The sequence below is a fragment of the Frankia sp. AgPm24 genome (assembly GCF_023243055.1).
GTDB classification, from domain to species: Bacteria; Actinomycetota; Actinomycetes; order Frankiales; family Frankiaceae; genus Frankia; species Frankia umida.
Window position 1 is genome coordinate 44,923 of sequence record NZ_JALKFW010000216.1, and the last position, 19,053, is coordinate 63,975.

16 protein-coding genes are annotated in these 19,053 nt (G+C 72.2%); 6 read left to right on the top strand and 10 right to left on the bottom strand.

The features are described 5' to 3' along the window. Positions 1-215: 215 nt before the first annotated feature. The 4 genes from MXD61_RS24785 to MXD61_RS24800 are packed head-to-tail and all read left to right on the top strand — an operon-like array spanning position 216 to position 5,918. The gene (locus MXD61_RS24785) at positions 216-2,168 is read left to right on the top strand and encodes a lipopolysaccharide biosynthesis protein (RefSeq protein WP_248815823.1); all 1,953 of its coding nucleotides are present in this window, start codon (positions 216-218) and stop codon (positions 2,166-2,168) included. A gap of 5 nt (positions 2,169-2,173) precedes the next feature. Then, positions 2,174-3,220 (top strand): endonuclease/exonuclease/phosphatase family protein, encoded by a 1,047-nt coding sequence (locus MXD61_RS24790; RefSeq protein WP_248815824.1) that lies wholly within the window; start codon positions 2,174-2,176, stop codon positions 3,218-3,220. 32 nt (positions 3,221-3,252) lie between these two features. Further along, positions 3,253-4,629 carry a hypothetical protein gene (locus tag MXD61_RS24795; protein WP_248815825.1) on the top strand — a complete coding sequence of 459 codons (1,377 nt, stop codon included), beginning with the start codon at positions 3,253-3,255 and terminating at the stop codon, positions 4,627-4,629. A gap of 32 nt (positions 4,630-4,661) precedes the next feature. Further along, positions 4,662-5,918 carry a glycosyltransferase family 4 protein gene (locus MXD61_RS24800; protein WP_248815826.1) on the top strand — a complete coding sequence of 419 codons (1,257 nt, stop codon included), beginning with the start codon at positions 4,662-4,664 and terminating at the stop codon, positions 5,916-5,918. Between the two features lie 28 nt (positions 5,919-5,946). On the opposite strand, the gene dapE is transcribed toward MXD61_RS24800, so the two are convergent. The 4 genes from dapE to fdxA all read right to left on the bottom strand — a co-directional run bounded on the left by dapE (position 5,947) and on the right by fdxA (position 10,322). Continuing rightward, entirely contained in the window at positions 5,947-7,032 is a 1,086-nt protein-coding gene (gene dapE, locus MXD61_RS24805; RefSeq protein ID WP_248815827.1) for a succinyl-diaminopimelate desuccinylase, read from the bottom strand. A 141-nt stretch (positions 7,033-7,173) separates the two neighbouring features. Next, positions 7,174-8,049 (bottom strand): 2,3,4,5-tetrahydropyridine-2,6-dicarboxylate N-succinyltransferase, encoded by an 876-nt coding sequence (locus tag MXD61_RS24810; protein WP_248815828.1) that lies wholly within the window; start codon positions 8,047-8,049, stop codon positions 7,174-7,176. An 84-nt stretch (positions 8,050-8,133) separates the two neighbouring features. Continuing rightward, positions 8,134-9,939 (bottom strand): succinyldiaminopimelate transaminase, encoded by a 1,806-nt coding sequence (gene dapC / locus MXD61_RS24815; protein ID WP_248815829.1) that lies wholly within the window; start codon positions 9,937-9,939, stop codon positions 8,134-8,136. A gap of 59 nt (positions 9,940-9,998) precedes the next feature. Continuing rightward, positions 9,999-10,322: a ferredoxin gene (gene fdxA, locus MXD61_RS24820; protein WP_163548667.1), complete on the bottom strand. Its 324-nt coding sequence runs from the start codon at positions 10,320-10,322 to the stop codon at positions 9,999-10,001. A gap of 492 nt (positions 10,323-10,814) precedes the next feature. Here fdxA and MXD61_RS24825 point away from each other — a divergent pair, with 492 nt between their 5' ends. Further along, positions 10,815-11,840 (top strand): transglutaminase-like domain-containing protein, encoded by a 1,026-nt coding sequence (locus tag MXD61_RS24825; RefSeq protein WP_248815830.1) that lies wholly within the window; start codon positions 10,815-10,817, stop codon positions 11,838-11,840. A gap of 38 nt (positions 11,841-11,878) precedes the next feature. Here MXD61_RS24825 and MXD61_RS24830 read toward each other — a convergent pair whose 3' ends face one another. The 6 genes from MXD61_RS24830 to MXD61_RS27780 all read right to left on the bottom strand — a co-directional run bounded on the left by MXD61_RS24830 (position 11,879) and on the right by MXD61_RS27780 (position 18,353). Beyond that, positions 11,879-12,451: a flavin reductase family protein gene (locus MXD61_RS24830; protein ID WP_248815836.1), complete on the bottom strand. Its 573-nt coding sequence runs from the start codon at positions 12,449-12,451 to the stop codon at positions 11,879-11,881. 148 nt (positions 12,452-12,599) lie between these two features. Further along, entirely contained in the window at positions 12,600-13,226 is a 627-nt protein-coding gene (locus tag MXD61_RS28595) for a DUF6113 family protein (protein ID WP_308222844.1), read from the bottom strand. A 101-nt stretch (positions 13,227-13,327) separates the two neighbouring features. Next, entirely contained in the window at positions 13,328-14,353 is a 1,026-nt protein-coding gene (locus MXD61_RS24840; protein ID WP_248815831.1) for a S1C family serine protease, read from the bottom strand. 248 nt (positions 14,354-14,601) lie between these two features. Beyond that, entirely contained in the window at positions 14,602-15,486 is an 885-nt protein-coding gene (mshB, locus tag MXD61_RS24845) for an N-acetyl-1-D-myo-inositol-2-amino-2-deoxy-alpha-D-glucopyranoside deacetylase (protein WP_248815838.1), read from the bottom strand. A gap of 127 nt (positions 15,487-15,613) precedes the next feature. Then, the gene (gene typA / locus MXD61_RS24850; protein WP_248815832.1) at positions 15,614-17,449 is read right to left on the bottom strand and encodes a translational GTPase TypA; all 1,836 of its coding nucleotides are present in this window, start codon (positions 17,447-17,449) and stop codon (positions 15,614-15,616) included. A gap of 334 nt (positions 17,450-17,783) precedes the next feature. Beyond that, positions 17,784-18,353 carry a (deoxy)nucleoside triphosphate pyrophosphohydrolase gene (locus tag MXD61_RS27780; RefSeq protein ID WP_251080559.1) on the bottom strand — a complete coding sequence of 190 codons (570 nt, stop codon included), beginning with the start codon at positions 18,351-18,353 and terminating at the stop codon, positions 17,784-17,786. A 328-nt stretch (positions 18,354-18,681) separates the two neighbouring features. On the opposite strand from MXD61_RS27780, the gene MXD61_RS24860 reads away from it, so the two are divergent. Beyond that, positions 18,682-18,990, top strand: a complete 309-nt coding sequence (locus MXD61_RS24860; protein WP_248815833.1) for a 4a-hydroxytetrahydrobiopterin dehydratase — start codon at positions 18,682-18,684, stop codon at positions 18,988-18,990. Positions 18,991-19,053: the final 63 nt, after the last annotated feature.

Consider the following 19,053-nt stretch of genomic DNA (forward strand, 5'->3'; position numbering starts at 1 on the left):
AGTCCCCGGGCCCTGGCGTCACGCGGGAGAACGATCCCGCCCAGCAGACCCGGTATCGGCCGTGCAGCAATCGCCATGACCGAGCAGATCTCCCCGGCAGACCATAGTCACAGGGAGAATTCACTGCCAGGATCACGGGGACGACGGAAAGTGACCAGACCGCTCGCCCACCCACCAGTGGTGCCCGACGCGCTCAGGCCGGACGGGGGACGCCCATGACACAGGGCATCGACCCGGAGATGACCGCTCGCCTACGCCGGCCACCGGCACCCCGCGACCCGTCGCGCACGCGGTCGGGCGCACTGTCGTCGGGCGCACTGTCGGATGACGTCGGGCCCGCCTCGGCGCACGACCACACGTCCGCTGAGGACCATGTCTCGGCGCACGATCACACGTCCGCTCGCAACGAGGACACCCAGCGGATTCGCTACGTCCCGATGGACCGGGCCCGAGCCCGGGGGCACCGCGTGGCGGCCACCGAGGCGGATGGTGGCCCGGGCGTCGAATCGGCGCTTTCCTCGGCCCTTCGCCTGACCGACAAGACCATGATCATCCGCTTCCGGTCTCCAGCCGACCTGCCGCTGCCCGTCTGGATGCCGCCACCCGGGTCGGCTCCGACCGGCCCGGACGCACCGCCCGGCACACACCACGCGGCTGGCAGGGACCATGCGGCCGGCACAGACAGCTCGGCCGGCACCACCGGGTCGGCCGGGCCGGAGCCGGTAGCGGCGCCGGTAGCGGCGCCGGGCGGCGCCGACAACCTGACCCGTAGTTCGATGATGCTGATGCTCGGCAGCCTCGCGGCGGCCGGTTTCGGCTTCCTGTTCTGGATCGTCTGTGCCCGGATCTACACCCCGGTGGAACTCGGTCAGGGCACGTCGCTGATCTCGGCGGCGGGCATGATCGGCTATCTCAGCATGCTCGGCCTGAACACGTCGTTCATGCGGTTCCTGCCGACCTCCGATCTCGATCTGCGTCGACGGCGGATCGGGGTCGGGTTCGTCCTGGTCCTGCTGGTCGCCGTGGCGGTGTCCAGCATCTACCTGCTGGGGCTGCCCTGGTTCGCCCGGGAGCTCCTGTTCGTCCGGGACGATCCGGTCCAGTCGGCGCTGTTCGTCGCCCTGTGCGCGGCGACCTCGCTGAACCTGATGACCAGCGCGACGTTCACCTCGTTTCGCGACGCCCACTTCTCCATGTGGACGGACGGCATCACCACCGGTCTGCTGAAGATGGTGCTGCCGTTCCTGCTGCTGGGTATGGGGGCGTTCGGCGTGTTCGGTTCGTTCGGCGGGGCCAACGCGGCCGCGCTGCTGGTGAGCCTGCTGCTGATGTGGCGGCGCGGCTATCACCCCAGGGTCTCGTTCCAGGGGCGTCCGCTGCGCGGGATGGTGCGCTTCTCCGCCGCCAACTACGCCGCCGCGATGCTGGACCTGATCCCCATCCTGGTCGTTCCACTGATCATTCTGGACCGGCTGGGGTCGGCCGCCGTCGGCTACTTCTACATCCCGTTCCAGATCGCGAACCTGCTGTTCACCGGTGCGTTCATGGTCACCACCGCGCTGATGGCCGAGGGTTCCCAGCACGGCGCGGACCTCGGCGCGCTGCGTCGGCGTTCGGCCCGGATGCTGGCGATCTTTTTGGTGCCCAGCTCGATCGTGATGGCCGTCGCCGGCCCGTCGGCACTGACCGTGTTCGGCAGCGACTACCCGCACCAGTCGGGACGCACCCTGCTGGTACTGGCGCTCGCCGCCGTCTGCGTCGGCCTGAACAGCTGGGCGAACGCGATGCTGCGGCTACAGGGCCAGCTCACCGTGCTGATCGTGACGAACCTGGTGTACGCCGCGCTGATCGACGGGCTGGCCTACGTCCTGGCGCCACGGGGGCTGCCCGCGGTCGCGCTGTCCTGGCTGATCGGTAGCGGCGTCGCCGGGCTGTTCGGCGCGGTGTGCGTGCTGTTCGGCGCCCGCTCGGGCCGACACTCGGCCGCCTCGGTCGATCCCGCCGCGACATCCGGGCGGGCAGGACAGGCTGGGCGGGCCGGACAGACCGGGCGGGCCCGGCGTCACTCCTCCGTGTCGGTTCCGGCCGCGGTCTCCGAGGCGGTCGCCGCCGCGGTTCCCGTTGCCCGGGCCCCCTCGCATCGGCCCGGACATGCTCGCGTTCAGTAAGAGGTATGACGATCGACGCGGTCCGGAGCCGCCCCCGTCTGGTCACCACCGTGCTGGTGGGGGCGGCCGGCCTGCTGCTGCTGTGCGCCGGCGCTCGACTGACCCACCTGGACGACCTGATCGGCTGGCCGTTTCCCGCGTTCAACGCGTTCACCCCGCTGCTGTACCTGCCGGCCTACCCGCTGGCCGCCGTGGCCCTGCTGCGATACGTCCGACAGCGCGGGTCGGACACGCGGGGGCCGGTGGAGGCGACCCGTCCGGCGAGGGCCGTCACGACGGGTGCGGTCGCGGTCGCCATGGTGGGGGTCATCGCGTCGCATCTGGCCTGGACCGTGCCCGAGTTCGTCGGGGCCGGTCAGCGCGCCGGCTCCGCGTCGACGGCGGCATCCGTGCGGCTGATGACGGCCAACGTCAACGGCGCGAACACCGAGGTGGCGCGGATCGCCGGGCAGCTCGACCGGGAACGGCCGGGGCTGCTGCTGCTCGAGGAGTACACGCCGCTGATCGCCGGGCGGCTGCACGGACTCGCGCAGCTGCGCGCCTTCCCCTACGTGGTCGAACGCCCATCCCTGGAGCCCTACGGATACGCGGTCTTCTCCCGGTTTCCGTTGACGGGCCGCCCGGACCTGAACTCGGCCGGTTTCCCGTTCGCCCGGATGGACGTCGCGCTCGGCGGCGGCCGGCACGTCGAGCTGGTCGTCGTGCACACCCGCTCGCCCGTGGGCGCGACCTACACCCGGCGCTGGGCGCGGCAGCTCGCGGACCTGCGCACCGATGCCTGTCAGGCGCGCCGACCGCTGGTGTTCGCCGGTGACTTCAACGCCACCCGCGACCATCGGCCGTTTCGCCGTCTGCTCGCCTGCGGACTGCGTGACGCCCACGATGTGGCCGGCGGTGGCTGGTCACCGACCTGGAGCGCCACCGCCTGGTGGAAGGAGACGACCCGGATCGACCACATCCTGGTCTCCTCCGACATCACCGTCTCCCGTTATCACCGCGGCAGCCCGTTCGGCAGCGATCATCTGCCGATCTCGGCCGATCTGCGGATCTGATTCGCCCACCTCAGGGTCAGAAAGGGGCGCAGATGCACACGCGACTTCCCGCCCGCGATCGGCTTGAACTCGGCACGGTCTCCATGATGGGCCTCGGCCCGGTCCTGATGCCGTCCGTGGACGCGGTGCGCCGCGTGGTCTGGAACCTGGCCGCGCTCGATCCGGGCAACCGTCTGCTGCGGCGGGTGGACCCGGTGCACGGGCGGCTGCTCACCGTCGCGCCCAGCGGTCGGCGCCAGCACCTGCTCGACGTGATCCGTGAGTTCGACGACGATCCGGCGACCATCGGCGATCCGACCCGGGACCCGGAGCGGATCGGCGCCTGGATGGCCGACCGTCACGCCGAGGGTCTTGGGGATCTGCCGTTTCGGTTCTGGGTGGGTCAGCGGTACTCGATGCTCGAGATGTCGCACGCGGTCGGCGACGCCGGCCTGTTCATGGCCACCTGGACGAGCCTGCTGCGCCGCGCCCAGGACGAGGAGCTGCCCACGGAGCTGATCGAGACACCGGTGCGCTACCCGCTGGTGCGCGCCCTGTGGAGGACCTTCGGTACCGGTGTCGGGCCGACCCGTGACCTGCTGGCCCAGTACCGGACCTCCCGCCGCGGCCGACGTGCGACCGTCTCACCCCACGGCCACCGCCATCGCCGCGACCGCGCGGGTGATCCGCGGGCGGGGTCGGCCACGGCATCCCGCCTGGTCAGCGTCTGCGCGACGTCGGACACCGATCTGAGCGACCGGGTACGGCAGTGGCGGGCCCGCAACGCACCGACCGCGTCCGCCAACGGGGTGCTCTACGCGGCGGCGGTCGTCGCCCTGGAACGGTCCGCGCTGCCCCGCCGCGCCCCGGGGCTCACCGTGCTGTTCGACGCCCGCCGCTATCTGCCCGACGGCGCCGCGATCGTCGGCAACTTCGTGGGCTGTGTCACCCTCACCCCGGCGGACTCCGCCTCACCACAGTCGATCACCACGGAGGTCCGGCGTACGATCAGCTGCGGCCGTCCGCTGGCGTCCATCGGCGCCGCCCTGGTCACCAGCGTCGTCCCGGCCCAGCACCGCCCGGGCCGCGCGGACCACCCGCACCGGGCACCCCGGGCGGACCTGTCGGCGGGCGCCGAACTGACCGTCACCTCGCTCGGCGACCTGCCGCTGCTCGCCCACGTCAAGCCGCTGGTCACACCGGAGCGGATGTGGTTGCAGGGCATGGTGACGACCTCCGGTCCGGACGGGCTCACCTGCTCGTTCACCGGGCTCTCGGGGGCCGTCAACGTCTCCATCAGCTTCGACGCGAACCGGTTCGACCCGGCCGCGGTCCGCGGCATCGCGCGGCTGCTCACCGACGATCCGCTGGCGCTGCTGGACGCGCGGGCCGCCGGCATCCACGACACACTGAACCTGAAATCTTACTGATGGTGACCAGTGGGTCGGAGAGGTGGCCGGAGATGGCAGCAGTACCCGGGACGACGTCAGGCGGCGGGCCGCCGGTCGTTCAGGTGGGCGGCTTCTACCCGCCGCATCTCGGCGGCCTGGAGAACGTCATGCGGTCGGTCGCGGAGGGCGTCGCCGCGACCTGCGACGTCCAGGTGATCACCTCGGACTGCGGGGCGACCGGGGTGGCTCGCCGGGAGCGCCGCGGTCGACTGCGCGTCCGTCGGGTGCGTGGGGTCGAGATCGCCCACACCCCGCTGGCACCCGGTTTCCTGCCGCGCATCCTGGCGGTCTCCGACCGCCACGTCGTCCACCTGCACATGGGGCATGCGCTGCTGCCCGAGATCGTGCTGCTCGCCGCCGCCCTGCGCCGCTTTCCCTATGTGGCCCACTTCCACATCGACGCGGACAGGTCCGGTCGGATGGGCGTTCTGCTCCCGCTGTACAAGGCTCTGCTGCTGCGTCCGGCCATCCGGCGCGCGGCCTGCGTGATCGCGCTGTCCGACAAGGTCGCCCTCGACATGGCCCGCGAGTACGCGATCCCGATCGAGCGGGTCCTCGTCATGAGCAACGGGGTGGCCCCCGAGTTCTTCGCCGACCAACCGGACGCGGCACCCGAACCAACCAGAACACCCGAACCAACCGGGGCGACCGGGGCGACCGGGGCGACCGCGATCGCCGGCACGCCGGGCCGGCCGCTGCGGCTGCTGTTCGTCGGCCGGCTGACCCGGCAGAAGAACGTGCCCCGGCTGCTCGAGGCCCTGGGCTCCGTGCGGGCACCCGTCGAGCTCGTCGTCGTCGGTGACGGCGAGGACCGGGAGACGCTCGAGGCCCAGGTCACCCAGCTCGGTCTGCGCAACGCCCGACTGGTGGGCCCCGAGACCGGCGACGCGCTCGCCCGGTGGCATCGCTGGGCGGACGTGTTCGTCCTGTCCTCGGACATCGAGGGTGGTCTGCCCCTGGTCGTCCTGGAGGCGATGGCCGGTGGACTACCGATCATCGCCACCGATGTCGCCGGGGTCAGCGACACCTTCGGCGACGCCGGCATCCTCGCCGCACCGAACGCGGACGCGCTCGCCGCCGCGATCGACCGGATGGCCGCCGACCCGGAGCTGCGGGCCAAGGCCGGCGCCCGCAACCGGGAACGCGCCGAGTCGTTCTCCTGGACCCGGCGCATCGCCGTCCTGCTGGAGCTCTATCGCCAGGTCCACCCCGACCACGATGGCCACCTCGACGTCGCCGCCCTGCGCCGCCTGCTCACGGACGGCTGACCGGACACCCCGCAGCCGGCAGCCCGCCTCAGGCGGTGAGCGCGCCGGTGAGGTAGCCGTGCAGCAGGCGTTCACCCTCGTCGATGGCGGCGAGCTCGACGTACTCCTCGCGGGTGTGCGCGAGGTTGGGGTCGCCGGGACCGTAGTTGAGGGCGGGAATGCCGAGTTCGGCGAAGCGGGCGACGTCCGTCCAGCCGTACTTGGCCACGGGTGTGCGCCCGGTGGCGGCGACGAAGGCGGCGGCGGGGGCGGCGGCCAGGCCGGGTGGGGCACCACCGGAGAGATCGGTGACCTCGCACTCGTATCCGGCCAGCACCTCACGGACGTGCTCGACGGCGGCCTGGGGCGTCCGGTCGGGGGCGAACCGGAAGTTCACCGTGACCGTGCACGCGTCGGGAATGACGTTGCCGGCGACACCGCCGTCGACGCGCACCGCCGACAGGCCCTCCCGGTAGGTGCAGCCGTCGAGGGTGACGCTGCGCGCCTCGTAGGCGGCGAGCCGTTGGAGCAGGGCGCCGGCCTTGTGGATGGCGTTGTCCCCGAGCCAGGAGCGGGCCGAGTGGGCGCGCCGGCCGCCCAGGCGCACGACGACCCGCAGGGTGCCCTGGCAGCCGGCCTCCACCTCGCCGGACGTCGGCTCCATCAGGATCGCGAGGTCACCGTCGAGCCAGTCGCGGTGCTGTGCGGCGAGGCGGCGCAGCCCGTTGCGCGCCGCCTCGACCTCCTCATGGTCGTAGCAGATCCAGGTGATGTCGTGGCGCAGCGCCCCCGGCTCGGTCAGCGGCAGGGTCGCCGCCAGGCGCAGGGCGATCGCCAGCCCGGCCTTCATGTCGGACGTGCCGCAGCCGTAGAGCCGACCGCCCTCGACCCGCGACGGCAGGTTGTCGGCGATCGGCACCGTGTCGAGATGACCGGCGAGCACGATCCGCGAGGGCAGGCCGAGCGATGTGCGGGCGACGACGGCGTCGCCGTCCCGCTCGACGCGCAGCCCACCGATCCGGCCGAGGGCCGCCTGCACGGCGTCGGCGAGGGCCGCCTCGTCGCCGCTGACCGACGGCACGTCGACGAGGCACCGGGTGAGTTCCCCGACCGGCGCGCGTAGGTCCAGATCCATGCCGCCGACCCTACGGCCTGACAGCGTCCGGGCCATCCGACCTTCGGCTACCGTCGGAAGCCTTTCGGCCAGCCGTCGTCCACCACGACCGCGGACGACATCCCGGACAGGCGCCGACGACGCTCGCCGTCGGCGACCCTCTCAGCCTCCGGCGACGCCGTGTTCGCGCAGGATCTCGTTGAGAGCCAGCTTGTCGTGGATCTCGCCCTCGTCCAGGGTGCGCAGCACGACGATGCAGGGCATCCCGAAGTCGCCGGCGGGGAAGGTGCGGATACGGGTCGAGCCCACCGCGACCGCGCGCTCGGGGATCTCGCCGCGCGGATACTCCTCGCCGCTGGTCGCGTCGAACACGTGGGTGGACGCGGTGAGGATCGCCCCGGCGCCGAGCTTGGCCCCACGACGCACCCGGGCGCCGTCGACGACCATGCAGCGGCTGCCGACGAACGCGTCGTCCTCGACGACGACCGGCAGGGCGTTCGGCGGTTCGAGCACGCCGCCGAGGCCGACCCCGCCGGACAGGTGCACCCGCTCGCCGACCTGCGCGCAGGAACCGACCGTCGCCCAGGTGTCGACCAGGGTGCCGGCGCCGACGAACCCGCCGATGTTGGTGTAGCTGGGCATCAGGATCGCGCCGGGCGCGATGTGCGCCCCCCAGCGCACGATTGCCCCGGGAACCACACGCACGCCGTCGAAGCGGGTCTTCAGCGGCATCCGGTCGTGGTAGTGGAAGTCGCCGGCGGCGGACTCGACCATGTCCAGGACCTTGAACGACAGCAGGATCGCTCGCTTGGCCCGCTCGTCGACGACGATGGTGTTGTCGGCGGCGATGGTCGCGACCCGGGCCTCACCGGCGTCGATGGCGTCGACGGCGGCGACGACGCTCTTGCGCGCGTCCGCGTCGTCGGGGGTCAGGTCACCGCGGCGCTCCCACAGCTCGTCGATGACGGGATCGATCACGGAGGCGGCGCTCGAGGCGGAGCCGGCCGCGGTGGCAGGAGAGGAGTTGGAGGTGCTCACGGGCCTGACCCTACGAGGTTCCCGCCGCCCCGGACGGCGGGACCGTCGCACATTACGCCGCAGCCGCCGGCCAGGGCCGACAGCTCAGCGGATGTCGGGCTCGCCGTTCCACGGCCGGTCGGTGCCGCCAGCGCCGTCGCGGCCCTGGGCCTCGTCGTCGTAACGGTGATCCGCCTCGCCCTCGTAACCGGCGGATCCGCCGGGGCCGGTGCGCGGCGGTACCCGTCGTCCGGTGTACGCCCCAGGCCGGCCCTGCTGGTCACCGGGATGAATCGGATAACCACCGGTGTGGGTGTCGGGTTCCGGGCGCGGCGGGTAGCCGGACCGTTCGTCGTGCCCACCGCCGTATTCCGGCCGCGACGGCGCATAGCCGCCACCCCCACGCGGACCGGAGTACACCTCCCGCTGGCCGGAGTAACCCTCACCCTGGCCGCCATAGCCCTCACGCTGGCCGGTGTGGCCCTCGCGCTGGCCGCCATAGCCCTCACGCGGGTCGCGGTAGCCGTTGGCGGACGGTGCGAAGGCACCCGGTGGCTCGGGATAGCGGTTCTGCGCCTCGGTGTACCGGTTCGGCGGCTCGGCGTACCCCTCGGGCACGTAGCCCCCGGACGGATAGCCCTCCGGCACATAGCCCTCCCGGACGTAGCCTTCGGGACCGTAACCCTCGGGTGCGTACCCCTCGGGTGCGTGGCCTTCGGGCGGGTAGCCCTGCGGCGCCGCGGGTCGTCCGGCCGGACGTGCCGGCTGCTGACCGTAGGCCGCCGCCGGGTTGGCCGGTGCCACCTGGGCCGGCTGGGGGTTCGCGGGCTGCGGATGCGCGACCGGGGGGATCATCGCCATCCGCTCGGGCACGGTCGCGACCTGCGAGTCGGGCGCGGTGAGCGCGACCCGCACATGGTTGCGGCCGGCCTCGCCGTAGAACGTGCCAGGAGCGACCAGAACGCCGACGCCGGCCAGCGCGTCCAGGGTGGCCCACGCGTCCTCGCCGCGGGTCGCCCACAGGTAGAGACCGGCCTCGCTGTGGTCGATGGTGAAACCGGCCACGGACAGCGCCGCCGCGAGCACCGCCCGCCGGTTGGCGTACCGGGCTCGCTGGTCGGCGACATGCAGATCGTCCGCGTAGGCGGCCGCCATCGCCGCCTGCACCGGGGTCGGCAGCATGAACCCGGCGTGCTTGCGCACCCCGAGCAGACCGTCGACGAGTTCCGGATCACCGGTGACGAAACCGGCCCGGTAACCCGCCAGATTGGATCGTTTCGACAGTGAATGCACCGCGAGCAGACCCTCGTGTGATCCGCCACACACGTCCGGGTGCAGCACCGAGACGGGCCGGCTCTCCCAGCCCAGCTCGATGTAGCACTCGTCACTGGCGACGATCACGCCCCGCTCGCGGGCCCAGCCCACGACGGCACGCATCTCGTCGACCGTGAGGACCCGGCCGGTCGGATTGCCCGGTGAGTTCAGCCAGACGAGGGTGACCCCGTCCGCGGGACCCAGGACCGGCTCGCAGCGGGCGAGCAACGCCCCGACCTCGTAGGTCGGGTACGCGGGCGTGGGCACCCACACCCGGTCACCGGGCTCGAGCCCGAGCTGACCGGGTAGCTGGGCGACCAGTTCCTTCGTCCCGAGCACGGGCAGGATCGCCCCCGGATCGACGAGAACGCCGAGCCGACGGGCCAGCCAGCCCGCCGCGGCCTCCCGCAGATCCGGGGTACCCCCCGTCTGCGGATACCCGGGGGCATCCGCGGCGCCGGCCAGCGCCTGTTGGACGACGGCCGGCGTCGCGTCGACCGGTGTCCCGACCGAAAGATCGACCAGCCCGTACGGGTGTGTGCTGGCCTTCTCCTTGAAGGACGCGATCTGGTCCCAGGGGAAGTCGGGCAGCCGCACGCGGGAACGAGCCGGTGATCTCAGGACCCTCGAGGTGTTACCCGACCTCCCAGGGCCGCTCAGGACTCGCCCTGGGGAGCCAGCGCGGCGACGGCCGGCGGGTCGAAGCTCAACGCGCCGACCTTCGAGGCGCCGCCGGGCGACCCGAGCTCCTCGAAGAAGTTCGCGTTGGTGTCCGTGAACCCCTTCCACTGGTCGGGGACGTCGTCCTCGTAGTAGATGGCCTCGACCGGACAGACCGGCTCACATGCCCCGCAGTCGACGCACTCGTCGGGCTGGATGTACAACATCCGCCCGCCTTCGTAGATGCAGTCGACCGGGCACTCTTCGATGCAAGCCCTGTCCTTGACGTCGACACAGGGTTCCGCGATGACGTAGGTCACCGGATGTTCCTCCTCGGGCTCACGGGCGACTGAGTCCCTAGTATCGACATGGACAGTTCCGTGTCGACAGCAAGGGCGTGCGCTGGTGGTGTATGTCGTCCGCATCACTCGGGCCGACATCGGCGCGCGAGTCATGATCCGGCGGCGCATCCCCGGGCCCATACCTCTCAGTGATGTTCTCGGGACGCTTCGGTCATGGTCGTCGCGCGTACTGACGGTCGAAACGGCGGAAGGTGCTGCTGTTCAGATTACCGAGGATGACCTCGTAGCGGCACGCGTTATCCCCGCCCGACCCCCCACGCGGCGGTCACGGGACGTGGCCGGAACGCCGATGGGCGAGCCTGCCAGCGATACTCGGACGAACACGGACCCGCCAAATTCTGGCACCATCGTCCGAACCCTGCCGGTCGCAGAGGCGACAATTTCTGGCATGACACAGTCGGTTCCCCCCGCCGCCACCCCCGCGGCGCCCGACGAGGGGGCGCGGGGCCGGTGAGCAGCCGCAGTCACAGCCGCGGCCAGTTCGCCGAGGTGGTTCGCCGTGAGCCCCTCGACCTCGCCGTGGCCTGCCATCTGCTCGCTCTCGAGGCCGACGCCGACGCCGAGGCCAGTGCCGGTACCGCCGCCGGTGCCGCCGCCGCGCCCAGGGCCGAGACCGGCGCCGCAGCCGCCCCCGAGCCGGCTGCCGAGCCCGGCGCCGCAGCGAACGACGCCGCCGCCGGCCTGGTCGATCCGTCCAGCACCCTGACGGCGTTGGACCGGCTCGCCGCCCGGGCCCGTCCGCTGTTCACCGCTCGGGCTACCCCGGCCCGCCCCTTTCCCCGCGTCGACCACGGACGCCCCGTCGGCGCGGGCTCGGCGGGCGGATTCGGGTGGCTCGAGCCGCGGATCGCCGCCGAGGCGTTACACGAGGCCCTCGGCCTGGATGCCGGGTTCGCCGGTTCCGCGGACGACTACGACGATCTGCGTTCCTCGCTGCTGCCCGACGTGCTGCGCCGCCGCCGCGGGCTGCCGATCCTGCTGTCGGTGGTCTGGCTCGAGGTCGCCCACCGCCTCGGCATCGCCGCCTACCCGGTGGGTCTGCCCGGGCATGTCGTCGTCGCGGTCGGTTCCCCGCAGGACTTCGTCCTCGTCGACCCCTTCGACGCCGGACGGCTGCTGACCATCCACGACGCGGCGGCGAAGGTCCGCGCCGCCGGCACCGCGTTCAACCGGTCACATCTCGCCCCGATGGACCCGGCCGACGTCCTCACCCGCATCCTGGGCAACATCCGCGTGCTGGCGGCCCGCACCGACGCGCCCCGGACCAGACTGTGGGCGGTCGAACTGTCCCTGCTGCTCCCCCACCATCCGGCCAGCCTGCGCCGGGAACGCGGCGAACTGCGCATCCGGCTCGGTGACTTCCTCGGCGGCGCGCGGGACCTGACCTCGTTCGCCGACACTGTCGCCGAGGTCGAACCGACCGCCGCCGCCGCGGCCCGGCAGGCCGCCGTCACCGCGCGTGCCCGCCTGAACTAGCGGCCCGTTCGCGCGCCCTGTGGGGGTCGTGGCGCGGCTCAGGTGGCGTCGCGGGGGGCGGGTGCGGCCGGGGTGAGGTAGCCGCCCTGGTAGAAGACCAGGGGCGCGGCATCGTCGCGCCGCTGTTCGAGGTGGACGACCTCGCCGATCACCAGCGTGTGGTCACCACCGGGATGGGTGGCGACCGTGCGGCATTCGAAGACCGACAGGGCGCCCTCGAGCAGCGCCACCCCGGTGTGCGGGCCGACGGTGTGCGCCCATCCACCCAGCCCGTTGTCGCCACCGCCCTGATCACGCTCACGGTCGGCCGCGCGTCGCGCGAAGTGCCGGGACACCTCGGCCATGTCCGCGGCGAGCACCGACACCCCCCAGACACCGGCGGCCAGCAGCGGGGCGTGAAAATGCGCGTCCCGGCGGATACTGGCCAGCACCAGCAGCGGCTCCAGCGAGACGGAGACGAACGAGTTCGCCGTCATACCCAGATGGCGCTCGCCGCTTCGGGTCGTCAGGACGGTCACCCCCGTCGCGAACCGCGCGACCGCCCGACGGAACTCACCCGCTTCCAGAGACGCCTGGACGGCGAACGAACCGTTGCGGGTCTCCTGCGGCAGACTGCCCACCCGACCCACGCTACCGCCGTCCAGCCACTCCCATCGCCCGGACGGCAGGACCCGTGACAACCCGGCACACTTCGGCCCCATCCACCCGCCGACAACACCGCTGGCCACCCCGCGGCGTGCCGCCCCGTCGGGGCCGGCCTCAGCGGAGCGGCGGCAGCGCCGTCAGGCCGCGCCGGGCCCGGCCGAGGACCGTCACCACCACCGGGCACAGCCCACCCAGCAGCAGGAACGCGTACGCGCTGGCAGTGGCCCGCAGCATCAGATCACCCTCGGGCCGCGTGCTCGCCAGCAGCAGCACGACCGGTGTCCAGCCGATCAGGACGGTCATCGGCCCCAGCCGCGTCCCGGTCAGCCAGCGCAGCAGCAGCGCCGCGGCGGTGTTGCCCAGCACGGCCAGGCCGAGCCCGTACGACAGCAGAACGCCCGCGGGACGCGGCCCATCCGCCAGCAGGACCACCCCGTACAGGCCGAGGCCGACCCCGAGCCCGACGCCGAGCGCGTACGCACCGCCGAGAAACAGGCGCCCGGGTTCCTCGGATCGCGTGACGCTCCCCTGACCGCGCGCCGCGTCCGCCGCGCCCGCCGGCTTCGACGGATCGGCCGGCTTCGACGGATCGACGGGGCCCGCGTCCCGGGCGGGTTGTCCGCCTCGGGTGTCCCGGGCGGAGTGTCCGGTTGGACCCGCCGTGCCGCGCCGCGACGACGTCGAGCGCGGCGGCGTCGACCGGGGCGGTGTGGGGCGAGGACCGGGACTGCGGCTGGGCATATGTCGACAGTAGGACATGCCGTGTTCGGACCGACATCCGTCGAACACCACCGGGCCGACTGGATCCCGGCGCGGCAGCGGCACCGGAGGCATCCGCACGCTCAGGTCGTGACAAGCTCCCGCGGAACCACCACGACGTCCACGAGGGCCCCGCGACGCCATACGGTCAGCTCCACCGGCCGGCCGATCGTCTCCTGGGTCAGCAACCGTTGCAGATCACCGGGTGTGACAATGGGCGCGCCCGCCAACGACAGCACCAGATCGCCGGTGAACAGCCCCGCGACCCCCGCGGCACCGCCCACGATCACCTCGGCGAGCCGCACCCCGTGCTGCTGCCCGGTCAGCCGGGCCACCGCCGGCGGCAGCGGCACCCGCATCCCCGCCACCCCCAGATAGGCACGCCGCACCCGCCCGTCCCGCATCAGGGCCGCGAGGATCCTCCGGGTCGTGGCGTTCACCGGGACGGCGAGTCCCAGCCCGATCCCCGCCACCGCCGTGTTCACCCCGATCACCCGGGCATCGGAGGTGGCCAGTGCCCCACCGGAGTTACCCGGGTTGAGCGCGGCATCGGTCTGGATCACCTCGTCGATCACCCGTGCCGCCGTGCCCGCCCGGGTCGGCAGCGACCGTCCGAGCGCGCTGACCACTCCCGCCGTCACGCTCCCGGTCAGCCCGAGCGGATTACCCACCGCCACCACGAGCTGCCCCACCTGGAGGTTCGCCGCGTCCCCCAGAACCGCCGCCCGTGGCGTGCTCCCCCGTGCCCGCAGCACCGCCAGGTCGGACAGCGGGTCCGCGCCGACCACGTCGAACTCCCGCTCCGTCCCGTCGGCGAACTGCGCGACCCCGACCGCCGAGCCCGATCCCGCCGCCGATCCGGGGCCGCCACCGCGCCGCCCGGCGCTGTGCCCCTCGAGGACATGCGCCGAGGTGAGCAGGAAACCGTCATCGGTGAACACCACCGCCGACCCCGCTCCCACCCCACCCCTGGTCCGCACCCGCAGGCTCGCCACCGACGGCGTCAGGGTCGCCGCGACCCTGGTCACCACGGCCGAGTAGGCATCCAGCGGCTCCATCCCCCGCCCGCCGTCGCGCCGGTCGTCGTCGCGTCTGCTGCTGCCGAACATCCGACCTCCCGGGCCAGACACCCCAGATTTGCAGGGATTACAGCATTACAGACGCTGCTCGACCCGCGACGATTCCCGCTACCGCCCCTTCGGGCCGTCCGACGTCCTTGAACAACCATGGTCGGGTTCCGCCGGGGTCCAGCGGGGAGATCGCCGGGCCCTGATCGTTCGCTGTGCCCGGTGACGCCCGGAGGTCAGGTGACGCCCGGAGGTCAGAGGTCGCCCGGAGGTCAGAGGTCGCCCGGAAGTCAGAGGTCGATGCCGGCCAGGAGGTCCTGCTCGCGGCCGTGGGGGGTGGCGCCGGGGCCACGTTCGCCGGCGGCGAGGACGAAGAGCTCGGTGCCCCAGGCGCGCTGGCCGATGCCGTCCGCGAGGGCGAAGAAGAAGCCGTCGACGGCCATCTGGGTGCGATGGGCGCGCATGGCCGCGATCTTGGCGTCGAGGAAGGCTTCGGCGGCGGTGATCTCGGTGGTGATGGCGTCGTCCTCGACGAAGCGGACGGGGAGATCGTCCACGGAGGCAAGGCCCGCGAAGGGGTTGTCGGTGGTGGCCGCGTCGCGGAAGTGCTCGAAGCCGGCGACCGCCTGGGAGCGGGACATCGCGGTCTCGTAGCGCTTGGCGGGCTGCCAGGCAGCCCCGGTGTCGGGGGCGAAGGACGGGTCGGCGGCGTCGGTGAAGGCGCGGGCGGTGACCTCGTGGGCGCGGATGTGATCGGGATGGCCGTAGCTGCCGAACGAGTCGTAGCTGACGAGCACGTGCGGGCGGATCTCACGGACGATCCGGACCAGCTCGGCGGTGGCCTCGTCGAGGTCGGCCCGCCACAGGCTGCGGGGATGGTCGTTGGGCGGGGTGCCCATCATGCCGCTGTCACGGAAGCGGCCGGGGCCGCCGAGGAAGCGGTGTTCGGTGACGCCGAGCGCGGCGCAGGAGCCGGCCAGTTCACCGATGCGGTAACCGCCGAGCTGGTCACCGAGGTCAGCGCGCAGGTTGACCAGCTCGGGCACCAGGACCTCGCCCTCCTCGCCGAGCGTGCACGTCACCAGCGTGACGGACGTCTCGGGCGCGGCGGCGTAGGAGGCGATCGCGATGCCGGTCGAGATGACCTCGTCATCGGGGTGCGCGTGCACGAACATCAGCCGGCGAGCGGCCGACGCGGCGGAACGCGGGCTGACGGCGGACGGCGGCACGGCGAAGGACGTCACGGTGGTGAACCCTACGGCCCACATCCGACAGTTCCGCGCCGCCGTCCGACGCCTCACATCAGCGGCGGCGCGACCGCAGCTTCTCGCGCTCACCCGCGGTGAGGGCGACCTTGCGCATGCGGACGAAGCCGGGGGTCACCTCGACGCATTCGTCCTCGCGGCAGAACTCCAGCGCCTGCTCGAGGGTGAGGACACGGTGCGGAGTGAGGCGCACCAGCTCATCCCCGGTGGACGAGCGCATGTTTGTGAGCTTCTTCTCCTTGGTGGGGTTGACGTCCATGTCGTCCGCCCGGGAGTTCTCACCGACGATCATGCCCTCGTAGACCTCGATCGTCGGGCCGACGAACATCGTGCCGCGTTCCTGCAGGTTGAACAGGGCGTACGCGGTCGTGGGGCCGCTGCGGTCGGCGACCATGGAGCCGGTGGCGCGGGTACGCAGCTCGCCGAACCACGGCTCGTAGCCCTCGAAGACGTGGTGCAGCAGACCGGTACCGCGGGTCTCGGTGAGGAACTCGGTGCGGAACCCGATCAGCCCGCGCGCGGGGACCAGGTACTCCAGCCGAATCCAGCCGGTGCCGTGGTTGATCATCTGCTCGACCCGGGCCTTGCGCAGGGCGAGCAGCTGGGTGAGGGTGCCGAGGAACTCCTCGGGGGCGTCGATGGTCAGGCGCTCGACCGGCTCGTGCACCTTCCCGTCGACGACCCGGGTGACGACCTGCGGCTTGCCGACGGTGAGCTCGAACTCCTCGCGGCGCATCAGCTCGACGAGCACGGCCAGCTGCAGCTCACCACGACCCTGGACCTCCCAGGTGTCGGGACGCTCGGTCGGCAGCACGCGGATGGACACGTTGCCGACGAGCTCGGCGTCCAGCCGGTTCTTGACCAGGCGGGCGGTGAGCTTCTTGCCGGACCGACCGGCCAGCGGCGAGGTGTTGATACCGATCGTCATGCTGATGGACGGCTCGTCCACCGTGATGACGGGCAGCGGGCGCGGGTCCTCGACGTCGGCCAGGGTCTCGCCGATGGTGATGTCGGGGATGCCGGCGACGGCGATGATGTCACCGGGCCCGGCCTCCTCGGCGGGCACCCGGTCGAGCGCCTGGGTGATCAGCATCTCGCTGATCTTCACTCGCTGCTGGGTTCCGTCGGCACGGCACAGCATGGCCTGCTGGCCGCGGCGGATCGTCCCGTTGTGCACCCGGCACAGCGCGAGGCGGCCCAGGTACGGGGACGCGTCGAGGTTCGTGACCAGCGCCTGCAGCGGTGCGTCCGGGTCGAACGACGGCGCCGGGACGGTCTCGAGCAGCACGTCGAACAGCGGCTTGAGGTCGGGCGAGTCGGGGCTCACACCATCCTCGGGACGGGTCGTCGAGGCCCGGCCGGCCTTGGCGTTGCAGTAGACGATCGGGAAGTCGATCTGCTCCTCGTCGGCGTCGAGGTCGAGGAAGAGCTCGTAGGTCTCGTCGACGACCTCGGCGATCCGGGCGTCGGACCGGTCGACCTTGTTGATGAGGAGCACCACCGGCAGCCGCTTGGCGAGCGCCTTGCGCAGCACGAAACGCGTCTGCGGCAGCGGGCCCTCGCTCGCGTCCACCAGCAGGACGACGCCGTCGACCATGGACAGGCCGCGCTCGACCTCACCACCGAAGTCGGCGTGGCCAGGGGTGTCGATGATGTTGACGGTGATGTCGCCGTAGCGGACCGCGGTGTTCTTCGCGAGAATGGTGATGCCCTTCTCGCGCTCCAGGTCCATCGAGTCCATCACCCGATCAGTGAGCTCGGCATGCTCGCCAAACGCGCCGGACTGGCGCAGCATGGCGTCGACGAGCGTGGTCTTGCCATGGTCGACATGGGCGATGATGGCCACGTTACGAAGATCGGCACGTGTGGACACGGTGGGACGCTCCGGGGCGGACATGGGGCTCTCGACCCCGCACAAAAAGGACGGCGGCGCGCGCGGACGGCGACACCACATTGGGACGGCCCGGCGCACAGACTCCCGCACTCGGGTGGCGGCGACTGCCGTACCACTCCCCATGGTACGGACCCGGCCGCCCATCCATGTCCACCCCACCACCGACCACCCACATCCGCCACCGGATGCCCACCGTCCGCTCACCGGACAGCCACCCCCCGGCCATCGGCCGCCACCCAGTGACCACACTTCGCCCCCTGGCCGCGCCAGCCCCCGGATCCACGGGCGAGCAGGAGCCACGACAGAGATACGTCTAGGACCAGTCGAGGGGGGTGGGAGAGGCGAGAACGTCGCGTAGACGGTCCACCAGCGGGCCGTCGGCGGGCATCCAGGGGACGTCGTCGAGTTCGGCGGCGCCCAGCCAGCGCAGCGCGTCATGGGCGACCAGGCGCGGGCGTCCCCGCGTGATCCGGCCGAACCACACCCGCAGGACCCAGCCGGGGCTGGCCAGATCGACCTCGCCGAGCGGCGGGCCGATCTCGATCTCGACGTCGAGTTCCTCCCGACACTCCCGAGCCAGCGCCTCGTGCTCGCTCTCGCCCGGTTCCACCTTGCCGCCGGGAAACTCCCACATCCCCGCGTAGGCGGACGGCTCCTGGCGCCGCGCGGCCAGCACCCGAGGCCCGGTGGCAGGGCGTCCATCAGGACCGGACGCGGAGCCGGGGTCGGAACGGGAGCCGACGTCCGAGGGGAGGTCGGCGTGGGACGGGGACCCGGGGTGGGGATGGGGGTCCAGGTCGAGCAGGGCGACGGCGACGACCAGTCGGCCCGCCGCTGGCGGGTGGGGGGCGCGGGCACCCGGACCGCGCGCATCCACATTCATGCTGCCGGACTCTCCCAGACTCCCACCGATTTCGGGCGCAGTCCCCTCGGTTGGACACCCCCGAGACGCGCAGACCACCGAAAACCACGACCCTCGGCGGTTCGGAGAGGTCGGCTCGGGGGAGCCCACCTGCATCCGATCATCGCGCCCGGTCGCCTGCCGGCAAGCCCGAGGGCACCGTACGGGGGGCGGATCGCGTCGTCCACAGGGCGGTGCGGCGCAGCAACAATTCACGGTGGACGTGTTCGACTGGACACACCCCGACGTCAGTCTCGACTCCGGCCGGCGGTCGCGCGGACCGTCCGGCCCCCGTGCAAGGAGGACAGCGATGCCGACCAAGCAGACCCGCCTGGACAACGCCGAGGTCGCCGACGCCCTGGCGGCCCTCCCCGGCTGGCTGGGTGACGCCGACCGCATCCAGCTCGAGATCATCGTGGACGGCGACGAGGCCGACGCGATCAGCACCGAGGTGCTGCGGGCCGCCGACGAGCTCGATCATCACCCGGTGATCGACCGTGGCCCCGGCACCCTGACCTTCACCGTCTGGACCCATTCCGTCGGCGGCGTGACCGATCTCGACGTCACCCTCGCCCGCCGCATCTCCCACCTGCTCAGCTCCGCCGGCATCGCCTACTAGACCGCCACCGGACGGCGCACGGTCGCGGCCGCGCCCCCCCGCCCGGCGCGGTTTCCCCACGCC